This window comes from Desulfosporosinus acididurans (genome assembly GCF_001029285.1).
Taxonomy (GTDB): Bacteria; Bacillota; Desulfitobacteriia; order Desulfitobacteriales; family Desulfitobacteriaceae; genus Desulfosporosinus; species Desulfosporosinus acididurans.
Genome location: NZ_LDZY01000013.1, coordinates 46,890 through 59,484, shown reverse-complemented (window position 1 = coordinate 59,484; position 12,595 = coordinate 46,890). Strand labels below are relative to the sequence as shown.

Genomic DNA, 12,595 nt, shown 5'->3' with positions numbered 1-12,595 from the left:
CGAGACAAGGATGACGTCATATGGCCATCAAAATGTAAGAATTTTACGATTTTTAATCATCAACTTTAAGAAAATGCTGATTCCCCGTTCATAATGGAAGGGAATCAGCATTTTCACATTTATCCAGTTTTTAAGACTCCCCCTTCTTGTAAGTGAGGGCGTTAAACCATTAAAATTTCGAGGCTAAAAAGGTCCGTACTGTTTTAACGTCTTTGTTATTTTTTGATTCATTTATTTCTTGATCCAATTTCATATCATTAGCGAAGGAACCATCTGCCTTTTGAAAATAGACTGTTGCCAAACAATTACTTGAATCATCTTCATCGTTAACAATAATGATTATATCTTTTAACCCATCTTTGTTTACATCCTCAAAAGAAACGGCTTTGACATCGACTCTATAGGGGAGTGTAGCAGCGAAATCATAGAGGATGTCTCCATCTTTATCCGTTAAATAGAATTCCACAGGTACGTGACTGCCGCCCGTAAGTTTTCCTGAAACAAATTTGATGTTACCCCAAGAATTTAGGTTGACCATAAACGATTGTTTTTCAATCGGGCTAAACCCCTTTATATCTTTAATAGTTTCCGGGGCAAAATAAAAAGTTCCAAGTGACGGTTGAACTGTTGCCTTTGCTTTATCTGCTATAGTTATAGTTCCTTCAATTTCCTGATTGGATTTAAAGACTAATTTCAAGGATCCCTTATTACCCTTGGAATCATTATACTGGCAGACAGCAGTATCTTTATTAATTTCCCCCTCAAAATCAGCCTCGAAACTTTGTAAATTTTTATCTGCAGTTGTATAGTTGAGGACACTTAATTTGCCTATCGCCTTACTGTTTTCAATTTTTGAAATCACGAATGACATATCGCTATTATTTTTCAGCTTCCATACCTTTTTAACATACTGATTATAATCAACCGAATCATTGGTTACAGTTGTCGGTGAAGATTTCTTCGCTGCCGAAGATTTCGCTGATGCATCACTTACAGTCGCAGTAGATACTTTTTCTGCATTTCCACATCCTGTTAAAAGAAGGGAAAGTGTGATTAATACTAAAAGGATCTTCTTATTCTTACTATTGATTTTGATAGCCATATTTGTTACGGAACCCCTTTCAATCTAACGGATAGCTGGTTTAGATATGTATTTCTTCTTGGTCGTTCATTGAAAACCCGTCTCTTTTAACATCACTCATATTTAGTGAGTCATCTTTTTCTTCAATAGTTTTAAGTTTTTTGACAGGTCCATAAGCTTCTTTTAAGGAAAGCTTATCTCCTCTTCCGGAAATAACCCATAACGTTTTATACCCCCTAGGTTTTGCGAGAAGCTTATCTTCACCTTTGCCATCCGTAAAATAAACTAACAAATTAGCCTTATTCTGATTAGCATATTCAAAAACTGGGCTAAATTTTGTACCTCCTCTGATATTAATCCTATCTCTTACATCCTTAATAGATTTGACATTATAAACACGTCTTATTTCATTATCACATTCGATAATGGTTATTTCTTGGTTATAATTTTTCACTATATCGAGTACTTCTTTAATTGCTTGACAAAATTCTCCATCACTAATACTTCCGCTTATGTCTAGGGCAACAATAATTTTTGCTTTATGACTTCTGAGTTCACCTCTTAAATCCAGTCTATAAGGCTGTCTTCTATTTCTTCTGGTTATAGTCTTCTTTTTATTACTTTCAACAGTTCCCATTAACCTCTTGAGATATAAATTCCAAGGCAATTCACCTTTACTATTTCTAAGTAATGATATCATGCCTGCCAAGTAATTTGGCAGGTTACCTTTTAGAGAATCATTAATGATCTTCTCAGTAAATTCTTTAAGCATTCTTTCATCGATATCACTGGATTCTTCCCATACATCATGGGCCTTTTCCGGATTATAGTCTGTTTCGATTTTATCATCTTGATTGCTTTCATCCGCAGACTCATCGTCATCGTCATCCTCATCTGCTTCTAAGAGGTCTATCGCAGCTTGAAGCTTTTCCGCATAATACTCAAAAGGTTTAAAGGGTAAGAGTTCTAAGGAATAATTTAAATTTACCCATTCTAAAGTAAGAGCATATGGCGGCAAATTGTCTAAAAATGTATTTACCACTATATTCATTGCCATATTAATCGCCAATTTACTATAACCAGCTTTAAGTTTCTTTGCCCTTATTAAATGAAGCGATATTATATGAAGTATTTCATGTTTAATAGTACTTTCCATTTGTTTTAGATTAAGATTTAAAAATAGTAAAGGATTAAAAGATATGACATAGTTTGCTCCCCTAAAATTGAGAGCAGTAGAACTACTTATATCGAATCTTATCTCTCTAGACATTTGCAGTAAAAAATATCCATAAAAGTTGTCTTTGTTTTCCATAAGACTTAAATTGACATTATCGACAAGCCTAAAAAATTTCTCTCGAAAATCTTTCGGAATATCGATTTGAACCTTATTATCTAAACGTTTAGCGTTTAAATATACAGCGACGATTTCTTCAGCTTTTTCATGCAGCTCGTTAACTTGATTATCAAAATAAGTTCCCACAGTTATCACCTAATTAAATTATAAGATTCGAAATATAAATTAACAAACTCTTCATTATCTATGGCATATTTATAAACTTCCTTATAGCTATTTTTAATTTCTTTCATAATTCCAATCATTAAATCAACTGGATAAGCTTTTAAAAATTCAATAAGTCTTCCAATATAATAAGTTGAATCAAAATCATAACTTTCTATATTAGATTCTAAGGTTTTAAGTATATTCTTAGCAGACAGGTAAAGTCTTATATGACTTTCCTTTTTAATTTTTTCGCTAATTATTTCAGAAAGAGAATCTCCTGAAAAAACATCCTTAAAAGATATCAATGAACTATAATCCGATTCAATGAAGGTCACAAACTCTTCAGCAATTAACCTCCCTACATTCCCTCTTATGACATTTAAAAACACAGATCTGGGTATTGAATCTTTACCCTCCTTGTAAATTTTAAAAATACCTGAAATTCTTTCATAACTTCTCGGAGTTGCCCGTATATCATCTTCGTTTACCTTATGCAGATAATCAGGGAAGGTTGAAATAAACTCTATAACCTTTTGCTCAATTCCAGCTTCTAATGCCCAATCGATCCATTGGTTGTAGTCAGGTTCCATATACAACCAGACAAATCTATTTTCTTGAGCCGCATCCATATCCACAACTTGATAATCAAAATCCGAACCATATTTACTTGAAGGATTCATGGCAGCCAATATTTTTACGCCTTCAGGTAACTCATAGCCATTAATTTCTCGATTTAAAATTAAATTCATAAGTTCCTGCTGCACAGTATGTTCACAACGATTTATCTCATCGATAAATAAAAGAACAGTTTTCCTTTGAGATATTTCTTCATCAATTTCCCTTAGCTTATGGTGGACAGCATATACAGTAGTTTTCTTTTCATGATCATCTTTGAAACCTGTATAAGATTCAACAGTGGGAAGACCACCTATTTCACCTTCTTTAAGAAGATTGCCATTAATAACAATTAAACTCCAATTATTTTCTTTCGCAATTTGCTTGGCTAACGCTGTTTTTCCTATTCCGCTTTCGCCAACTATTAGAGGCACTTCCCCAATAGATAATACTAAGTTAACACTTTTTAGCGTGTCTGAAAAATTCATTATGTCTCCCACCTATATCAGCTTCAATTTTTCATCTACAGTTATTTTTTTCGCCTTTTTGCTTCCATATTTATAAATAAACATGAGCTTGTCCATAGGCAAAATAGCGCTATTTTTATCTAAGGTACTGCAATTCAAATAATCCCTAACATATTTCTCGTCAACATCTTCATTTGCTAATGCTTCTTTTAACACTTGTTCTATTTCATCACTACCAATTTCTATGGCAACATATTTAATCACTAAGATATTTACTTTTAAAAACTCAAGCAGTTTATTTTTATCCAAATCATTTACAAATGTAATAGCTTTTTCATTATCCTTAATTGCTATACGCTCTACTTTGTGTGTCGGTGAATTAATATATCGTAAGGCATCATAACTTATTTTAACAGCTGCCTCTTGTACACTTTCATAAGGTTCTTTAATAAACTTTATGGCATCGTAATTTTTCCTAACAGCTAATAGCTGCAATTCCTCACTTGGATTATGGACATATTTAATAGCCCATCCAGCTTGATTTAACGCTGATTTTATAAGTTTATCGGTTGGGTTTTTAATATACTCTAAGTTAACCCAGCCAGCATCGATAGCTTTAATCATCATATCTTCTGTAGGGTTATTTATAAATTGAATCGCCCGCGGATTACTAACTATTGCCAATTCTTGCATCTCTCTAGTGGGATTGTCTATGTATTCTAAAGTAAGTCCATTCCTTTTAACAGCCAAAAGCTTCATCTCATCTGTAGGATTATTGATATAGGCTATAGCGTTAGGATTATTCTGCAGCAACTCAAAGAGCTTTGCTTCTTCCATAATGTTATTTCCTTCTGTCTTTATTTTCTTATTAGTACATTTTTTCAAAATAACAAACAGCCCAGTGCTTACTGGACTGTTCTGCATTTCTTAGCGTTTTACCCACTTTGCCACCACAAATCCAGGATTTCCTTCCCTTTTGGCCTCAAGAGAAAGGGCCTCAGATTTAGTTTGAACATTCGGCGGGAAGAATAGACATTCTCCGATTTCGGCGGATACACCGATCTGCCAGGAACGTATTTCCTCTTGGGTATAAAGAGCTGCACGCTTGAAGACAGACGTTGGTTTTTTACGAGCAGCCTCAGCATAGTATTCACTCCAGGCACTCATACCGGCGATAACTCCGATCATTAAACAGCCCCCGGGGTTTAATTGACTAAAAAGTTTTTTTAAGACGTTTTCCGGTTCAGGTACGAATTCAAAAGCAGTCATAGAGAAAATCCCATCGTAGGTTTCAAGTTGATCAAGAATTTTTGTAATATCAGCATGCCACCAGTGAACACAATCAGCTTTTGAAGTGCTTCCCTCAAGCAGCGCTATTTTCTTTTGGGCCAAAGCCATCATTTCACCGGAAATATCGACAGCAGTAACCTCATAACCCTCTTGCACAAGCCAACTCGTATATTGTCCAGTGCCACAGCCAATCTCCAGAACCTTCGGGCCAGGCGCCTTAAACATCGACTGGGCCAGATTACGTTCAGTTTGGTCAGAGAGTGATCCTAGCTCAGTATCATACCAGGAATCATAATGGGCCGCGACATGGTCAAATAGTGCTTCGTTCATTTACAATCACCCTTATTTATTTATACAAATAGATTAATACTCTTCGTATTGCTTTGCCCTAGTCTCCTTCTCCGGTTTCATTTCACTATGTAAATTTCTACTTTTTAATTGTAAATTCCTCCTTATCACTTTTACAATTAATTGTTTCCTTTCCCTTCTCTCTTAAAGTAACATATCTTTGATTATTTGAAAACCAAAGAAGAAATGGAAGGATAATTGATGAGATAAGACCAGGAATTAAAGTGCCTGATTCTATTGCTATTCTATTTAAAGTTTGATTTCTCAACCCATTCTGACAGAGCTTTCTTGCTAAATATATTTTGTCCGCCTATCCGAACATGTGGGATAGCATCAACTACCTCTAACAAGCGATCTTCTGTAACCTGCAAATAATTAGCTGCCTGGGCTTGATCTAGAACGTTACAGCTAAGGCAATCACCTTTTCTCCTCTTACCATGATATTCCCCTCTTTCTAAATTTTGGTATTCACTTCATTATAATTCAATATAAACGTAGAAAACAGAACCCTTTTTTGAAAAAACCCTCATTCATAAAAATATCCAACAATTTAGTTCTAATTGCATGTGTGAATTGTTGCTGCACTTCTAAAGTTATATTAAATTTCTGTCGATATCTAAAACAAAGGAGGAGATACATTGGATATTGCAGCAATGTCATCAATGTTGAGTCAAAGCAATTTGCAGCAACAAGTAGGGGTATCAGTCATGAAAATGGCTATGGGTGTTGCAGCTACTAATGGTAATTCCCTTGTTTCTATGTTAAGTGAGGCAACTAAATCTATGGAATTGTCCGTTCAACCAAATTTGGGGGCTAAGATTGACATTCAAGCATAAGAAATTGTCAAGGCCAAAATAGAACTGGCAAAAACAAAGGGAGCTTTGCAAACTACTTTCTTAAAGTAGAATGATATTGCTCTCCTTTGTTTTTTAAGCATTTGAAAAGTAAAACAAGGCCAGTTTAAAGCTGCTGGATGGATAATGTTATATTTTACCCACCAAATTAAAATCCTTTCGAAGCCCTTGTTGTCCTGGACGCCAGCCGGCCTGAACACCTAATCCAGTTGCTTCTTCATACTGAAGTCCCTGAATTACTCGGATTATTTCTAAAACATTACGCCCAACTTCAGGGGGATACAGACAGGAATATTTAACTTCCCCACCAGGAGCTATAATAAATGTTGCTCTAAATGTAAATCCTAATTCTTCTCTCAGAACTCCATACTCAAGAGAGATGCGGTGGGTTCTATCGGAGAGTAATGGATACTGTATAGTTCTGGCAGATGGAGAAACTTCAGCAAATACTTTATGAGAAAATACACTATCAGTACTAATTGCGAGCACCTTAACTCCTAATTGCTCAAAGAAGTGGTGATGGGCAGCCACGGCTCCCAACTCTGTTGGTCAAACAAAGGTAAAATCGCTGGCATAAAAGAACAAAACAACCCAATCGTTTCTATAACTGCTTAATGTAACTGTAGTTCTGTTACCTAGGAAATAGGCATCGGCTGAGAAATCGGGGGCAAGCATTGTCGGTTTAATCATTATAGTGCCTCCCTAATCATTTTACTAAAATTACATTACGCAAAAAGGTATGACTTTGACATTAGATCTGAAAGTTTTGAATCCTATAGATTGAAACTTTGCTCTATTTTTGATAGCATGTATTGGTATTAATCTTCTGAAAAATTAGAGGTTTTTAAATTATGATTAAAGGAAAAATTAAAAAGCTCTCGCCATCAATTGATGAATGGCTAAAAGAGGCAAAAGCTGATCGAGCGTCTTCACAGGAAGGAATGTTTTTAGTTCATAATGGGGTTGTGCGCCAAACTCCCAAAGCCAAGGTACGCCATGGAATTGACGATGGTTCAGTGGTGACGGGAATGATCTTTAGTTATGATGCAGCAAAGGTTGATGCAGCGATTTCCGAAACCTATAAGATGGACGGCATCTTCCATGTCAGGGTTTGGCTTAACGAAGGGCAGCTAGAACTTGGCGACGACATAATGTATGTGCTGATTGGCGGTGACATCAGACCACATGTCGTTGACGCCCTGCAATCCCTCGTTGAAAAGATTAAATGCGAATGTGTTACCGAAATAGAACAAAAAGATTAATTCGCTTTAATTGCAAGTCATTTTTCCTTATAGTATACAAATGGCGCAATGGCTCAATGAGCTCTGCCATTAAATAAAGGCGTTCTCACTCCACTAAACTGAAGCGAGAACGCCTTTGGCCATTTGCCAAGAAATTATTTCCCTCTGCTATAGCTCTCTAAAATTGCAAGGAATACCACTCTAGTGTTCTTTCTCCGAAAGTATTTCCACATATCCTTCACTACCATTTACTCGGATCTTCTGTCCGTCCTTTATCAGCGTAGTTGCATTTTCGACACTTACCACTGCCGGAAGACCATACTCCCTGGCAACGACTGCTCCATGAGTCATCATCCCTCCAACCTCCGTAACCAATCCTTTGATTGATACAAATACCGGCGTCCAGCTGGGATCGGTGAAAGTAGTAACTAGAATATCCCCTTCCTCGATTTGGGCATCCTCTATTCTGAGTATTACTCTTGCCCTTCCCTCAATAATTCCCGCTGAAACAGGCACCCCAGCCAAAGCACCTTCTGGGATATTACTTGTATCATATTCACCGGAAATAACTTCTCCGTCAGAGGTAATGACACGTGGAGGGGTAAGCTTCTTGTAAATCTCATAGTCTTCTTTTCTATTCTTGATCATTTGATAATCGATTTCGTTCGTTTCTATGACTTGTTTCAGTTCCTCAAATCTAAGATAATATATATCCTCAATTTCTTCCAGACGCCCCCGCCGAACTAAAGCTTCCGCCTCTTTCATAAGAACTTGCTTCACAATCCATTCATACCAAACTAGGACATATTTATTGAACTCACGATATCCGGCATAATTGCGAAGAACGCTGATTGCTTTCTTGGTCCTTTTAGCTTTCCAGCTGCCACCTGGCAGCTGCTGAAGCCTGCCAATAAGATCCTGCTCTTTCTGCTTAGCTTCCTTCAAGCCTTGCTCGAATTTGGCAATATGCTCATTCGGCGGATAAACTTTAATATTGCCAAGGATCAGAGAAGCCAATATAGAAGGTTTCTCATTCCAGCGAGTTCTGCTAATATCTATTTCCGCAGAGCAGCGCATGCCATATTTTTCCAGATACCCTCTTATGGCCTCACAAACCTCAGGCCCTCCCTCTAAATTCGCTAGATCCTCTAATAAGGTTTCATCACTCGGGTTTTCCAAATAGCTCATGACCTCCGGGTACTTTCTAACGACATCGGAGACATCCAAAAGTTCAAGTCCCATTTCTGAGGTAACATTATTGGCTACAGATTGGGCAAGAGTATCTGCGGCATTCTTTTCTCCTAACCATTTCTCCATATGCTTATTTAGCCAGTTCGTTGCATAGGCTCCGGCAAAAACAACTCCATAAGTGTCAAAGATTATATCCTTTAATTGAACCATGCTCTGATCAACGAAATCAAAAAGTTCCTTTCCGGAAATCATCTGAGCCTGCCGTTCCAAGTCCATTAAGGCTGCCCTATTACGGACCATAAAACCTTCAACTATAGCAGGATCATTTTTTCTATAGCATTCTATCGTCTTAAGAAGCCAGCTAGCAATCACTTTGCCTCCAACCATTGGCTTCTTACTTTTAGCAAGATGTTTCATGAAATCTTCTCGTTTAATTAAATTGTAAAAGGCTTTTTGCATAAGCACATCGATGGCCGATAGCCCTTTAACAAAAGACTTTCTCATAAGCGGTGATCTCATTTCGTTAGAGACATCGACATATATTCTTCCGCCGGCTTCATACATTGGTGAGCCAGTCATCTGTTTAAATAATACCTGAAAGAACGTTATGCTTAAGGGAGACATGGCCTCAGTCATCATCTGTCGGTGACCGAAAGAAAAGAAGACATGGTTCTTATCAGTATTTACTTCCGGTACAGGATACAATGTTGTTATCGGGCGGCTTTGGACAATATAGATCTTATCTTCAGAGGAAAGGGGGCACACCTCATTCGAGGGATTGGCTCCTGGGTCTGAGGAATGCCCCCAACTAATGCACCACTCGATATCCTGCGGACGGCCAAAATGCTTTTCGATTTTCCTGCCCATTTGTTCCAGCTGTAATATCTGCCCTTCTGTCAGGGTTGGCGTATTCTGTCGGGCAATATCAATTTCTTTCTTTTCAGTTCCCCCCTGTTTTAACCCATAGATGGCTAATTTCTTGCTTGAAATCTTCTTATCAATAATCACGCCTTCTTTGACTTTATAAATATCAGCATTCACAAGTCCTGACACTAGTGCTTCACCTAGACCGAAACTGGCGTCAATGGAGGTGATTTTTCGATTAGCGGTTACAGGATCTGCCGTAAACATGACCCCTGAAGCCTGTGGAAAAACCATCTTTTGAATAACGACAGAAAGATAGACCTTGCAATGGTCAAAGTGGTTTTGCAGGCGGTAAATCACCGCTCTGTCCGTAAAAAGTGAGGCCCAGCACTTACTGACGTGGCGAAGAATAGCATCTTTTCCTATGATATTTAAATAGGTATCCTGCTGTCCCGCAAAAGAAGCCAGCGGTAAATCTTCGGCAGTCGCACTTGACCGAACGGCATAAGCATTCTTTTCCCCCAACCTTTTAAGGTAATCCATAATCTCTTCGTCTATATCCTGGGGAATTATTATTCCTTCGATTAAATTGCGGATTTTCCCACTGATTTCGCTTACCTTTCCCCAATCCTCCGCTTTAAGAAGAGATAATTCTTCAACCAGGCTGATAAACTCCGTATTATCCTCCACGATTCTTCTATAGGCTTCCGTTGTAAGACAAAAACCCTCTGGAACCCGAACTCCTTCAATTCTAGACAGTTCTCCCAGATTTGCCCCTTTGCCTCCAACTATCGCAATCTGTGTTTTATCAATATCCTCAAAGCCTAATAAACATGAATTCATAGCTATTCCCTCCCATTTACTACTTTTAGAAATAACTATCCGAAAACTGACCACCAGACAATTTTAACTTACTCAATTCGCACGAATTCCTCTTTATAGAAGTTGTTTTTAAGCATATCTAAGCATTCATTTAATTCATTCAACATAGTATCAAAATCAAACTCTGATTGATTGGATAGTTGTTTTGTATACCCATCAGCTATCCAGGAAAGCATTTTCATTACAAGTTTAAGATCAATCTCGTCTTTAAACTTAGAAGTATCCACACCTGCAAAGGCTATTTTATTTCTGAAATCGTCTCCGCCATCTAAAATAGCTTTTATATCGTCTTTTACTTCTTCATCATTTTCAAAGTACATACTCGCTAAAAAAGAGGGTATCGCAGCGTGCTTTTTCATAACGGAAACTTCAATTTGTGATGACATTTTAATTCTGTCAAAAAAATCAGTAATGCTGTTATCAAACTTTTCATTAACTTCATTCATCATGATAGAGCCGCACAAATTGATCAGATAGAGATATAAAGCTTTTTTGGTGCCAAAGTAATGAAATACCATAGCCTTGGAAATACCAGCTGCAGCAGCAATATCACTAACAGAGGCTTTTTTATAGCCATTAGCGCCAAACATTCTAAGAGCTGCATCAATGATGACATTTCGTTTCTCTTGAGATAAACTTAAAAATTTCTCCAAAATCTCACCTCCGAAGTTTTTCGACCGAATCGGTTGACGCAAGTATACCTCTCTAAACCGATTCGGTCAAGAACATTCCCTATGAGCTTTAAAATAAATTCCCTCGCAATTTTAGAAATTCGGGTAAATAAGCATAGCAAATCCCGGTCAACTTTTCCTTAAGTTAAACCGGGATTTATTTGTTTTGTAAATATAGTTCTTACTTTATAGCTTTCGTTACTTAGCTAACTCATAAATTGCGTGAGCGTAGATCTTGGCATTAAGCACTAAATGTTCTATCTTAATATATTCATTAGCTTGATGGTCGAGATCCTCCTCACCAGGCATTATTGGCCCAAAGGCGACAATATTAGGCATTTCTTTAGCATAAGTACCGCCGCCAATGGCTAATAACGTGGCCTCCATGCCGGTCTGTTCCGTATAAACTTTTTGCAAAGATTTAATTAAGGGATGATCAACTGAAAAATACAAAGGCTGTTGATGCAGATTAAGTTCAACCTGGATTCCTGTCCCCTCAAGGCGTTTATAGATTAAATCCATCATATCCTCTAAGCAAAAGGTCACCGGATAACGTAAATTCAACCCCAAACGTACTTCGTTATCCTCTAAAGAAATAATCCCAACATTGAAAGACAGCTTCCCGGACTCCTTGTCCTCAAGGTCAACCCCAAATGATTTTCCGTCCGTCTCCATCCCAACATACTTATTTAAGAAGGCAATAAATCTGGTTGTGTCATTGTCACCAAGTCGCAATTGCTCTAACAATTGCATCATTTGCATGATGGCGTTCTTACCAAGATGTGGCAGGCTGCCATGAGCTGAAACACCCTTCGACTTAATAACTACTCCCCTATCTTGTGGTTCTGCAAAAACAGCATAACCAGTACTGCCTGCAAATTCTTCAATGGTTTTAATAAGTTTTGCTGAATCCTTCGTCACAATCTGTGCCTCACAGTAATCAGGCACCATATTCGCTCGTTGTCCGCCTTTAATAGTCTTGATTACAACGTCACCCTCGTGGTTTGCCTCCAGCTTTCTCACCAAGTCAAAAAAAGTAATCCCTTTTTCGGCATAGATAATTGGATATTCAGCATCAGGGGTAAAACCGGAGACCGGTGCTTTTTCCCTGGCGAGATAATACTCCATTTCCTGACAACCGCTTTCTTCATTCGTGCCAAATATTACTCGAACCTTATGCTTCAGCGGAAGCTGGAGATCCTTGATAGCTTTAAGGCCATAAAGAGCAGCAATAATTGGCGCTTTATCATCCATAGTTCCTCGACCATAAATTTTCCCGTCATGAATCTCCGCGGCATAAGGAGGATAAAGCCAGCCATCGCCTTCAGGCACCACATCAAGATGCCCGAGGATACCTACATAATCTTCACCTTCTCCGTACTCGGCATAACCGATATAGCCATCCAAATTGACGGTTCTGAATCCCATTTTCTCAGCCATTGCCAGCGCCTTATTAAGGGCTTCGTCTACGTCAGCACCGAAGGGCTTACCTTCCTGTGCCTCACCTTGGATACTTCTGATTCGAACAAGTTCCTGAACAGATTGGACCAGATCATTTTTATCTTGTTCTATTTGTTGGTTTAGTTCCAT

11 protein-coding genes are annotated in these 12,595 nt (G+C 37.9%); 2 read left to right on the top strand and 9 right to left on the bottom strand.

Features of this window, described 5'->3' with window-relative positions:
* Positions 1 to 169: 169 nt before the first annotated feature.
* From DEAC_RS17125 to DEAC_RS17105, 5 genes are all read right to left on the bottom strand, one after another.
* A complete protein-coding gene (locus tag DEAC_RS17125; protein ID WP_047811295.1) occupies positions 170 to 1,102 on the bottom strand; it encodes a hypothetical protein in 933 nt (310 codons plus the stop codon).
* A gap of 40 nt (positions 1,103 to 1,142) precedes the next feature.
* Positions 1,143 to 2,561, bottom strand: coding sequence for a vWA domain-containing protein (locus DEAC_RS17120; protein ID WP_047811294.1), 1,419 nt, complete (start codon positions 2,559 to 2,561; stop codon positions 1,143 to 1,145).
* Between the two features lie 5 nt (positions 2,562 to 2,566).
* The gene (locus tag DEAC_RS17115; protein WP_047811293.1) at positions 2,567 to 3,685 is read right to left on the bottom strand and encodes an ATP-binding protein; all 1,119 of its coding nucleotides are present in this window, start codon (positions 3,683 to 3,685) and stop codon (positions 2,567 to 2,569) included.
* A 12-nt stretch (positions 3,686 to 3,697) separates the two neighbouring features.
* Entirely contained in the window at positions 3,698 to 4,501 is an 804-nt protein-coding gene (locus DEAC_RS17110; protein WP_047811292.1) for a hypothetical protein, read from the bottom strand.
* 90 nt (positions 4,502 to 4,591) lie between these two features.
* Positions 4,592 to 5,284 (bottom strand): class I SAM-dependent methyltransferase, encoded by a 693-nt coding sequence (locus tag DEAC_RS17105; protein WP_047811291.1) that lies wholly within the window; start codon positions 5,282 to 5,284, stop codon positions 4,592 to 4,594.
* Between the two features lie 656 nt (positions 5,285 to 5,940).
* Here DEAC_RS17105 and DEAC_RS17100 point away from each other — a divergent pair.
* Complete coding sequence (locus DEAC_RS17100) at positions 5,941 to 6,138, top strand: YjfB family protein (protein ID WP_047811290.1); 198 nt, start codon at positions 5,941 to 5,943, stop codon at positions 6,136 to 6,138.
* Positions 6,139 to 6,285: 147 nt separating this feature from the next.
* Here the strand turns inward: DEAC_RS17100 and DEAC_RS17095 are convergent, their stop codons facing one another.
* Entirely contained in the window at positions 6,286 to 6,831 is a 546-nt protein-coding gene (locus DEAC_RS17095) for a peroxiredoxin (RefSeq protein WP_083996264.1), read from the bottom strand.
* Between the two features lie 176 nt (positions 6,832 to 7,007).
* On the opposite strand from DEAC_RS17095, the gene DEAC_RS17085 reads away from it, so the two are divergent.
* Entirely contained in the window at positions 7,008 to 7,418 is a 411-nt protein-coding gene (locus DEAC_RS17085; RefSeq protein ID WP_047811287.1) for a molybdenum cofactor biosynthesis protein MoaE, read from the top strand.
* A 180-nt stretch (positions 7,419 to 7,598) separates the two neighbouring features.
* Here the strand turns inward: DEAC_RS17085 and ppsA are convergent, their stop codons facing one another.
* The 3 genes from ppsA to pepV form a co-directional block, all read right to left on the bottom strand.
* Complete coding sequence (ppsA, locus tag DEAC_RS17080; protein WP_047811286.1) at positions 7,599 to 10,295, bottom strand: phosphoenolpyruvate synthase; 2,697 nt, start codon at positions 10,293 to 10,295, stop codon at positions 7,599 to 7,601.
* Between the two features lie 68 nt (positions 10,296 to 10,363).
* Positions 10,364 to 10,987: a TetR/AcrR family transcriptional regulator gene (locus DEAC_RS17075; RefSeq protein WP_047811285.1), complete on the bottom strand. Its 624-nt coding sequence runs from the start codon at positions 10,985 to 10,987 to the stop codon at positions 10,364 to 10,366.
* A gap of 216 nt (positions 10,988 to 11,203) precedes the next feature.
* Entirely contained in the window at positions 11,204 to 12,595 is a 1,392-nt protein-coding gene (gene pepV / locus DEAC_RS17070; protein ID WP_047811284.1) for a dipeptidase PepV, read from the bottom strand.

Coding starts and splice junctions, on each gene's coding strand:
- DEAC_RS17115 (WP_047811293.1), bottom strand. CDS start 3,685: ATGAATTTTTCAGACACGCTAAAAAGTGTTAACTTAGTATTATCTATT.
- pepV (WP_047811284.1), bottom strand. CDS start 12,595: ATGGAACTAAACCAACAAATAGAACAAGATAAAAATGATCTGGTCCAA.
- DEAC_RS17125 (WP_047811295.1), bottom strand. CDS start 1,102: ATGGCTATCAAAATCAATAGTAAGAATAAGAAGATCCTTTTAGTATTA.
- DEAC_RS17110 (WP_047811292.1), bottom strand. CDS start 4,501: ATGGAAGAAGCAAAGCTCTTTGAGTTGCTGCAGAATAATCCTAACGCT.
- DEAC_RS17085 (WP_047811287.1), top strand. CDS start 7,008: ATGATTAAAGGAAAAATTAAAAAGCTCTCGCCATCAATTGATGAATGG.
- DEAC_RS17105 (WP_047811291.1), bottom strand. CDS start 5,284: ATGAACGAAGCACTATTTGACCATGTCGCGGCCCATTATGATTCCTGG.
- ppsA (WP_047811286.1), bottom strand. CDS start 10,295: ATGAATTCATGTTTATTAGGCTTTGAGGATATTGATAAAACACAGATT.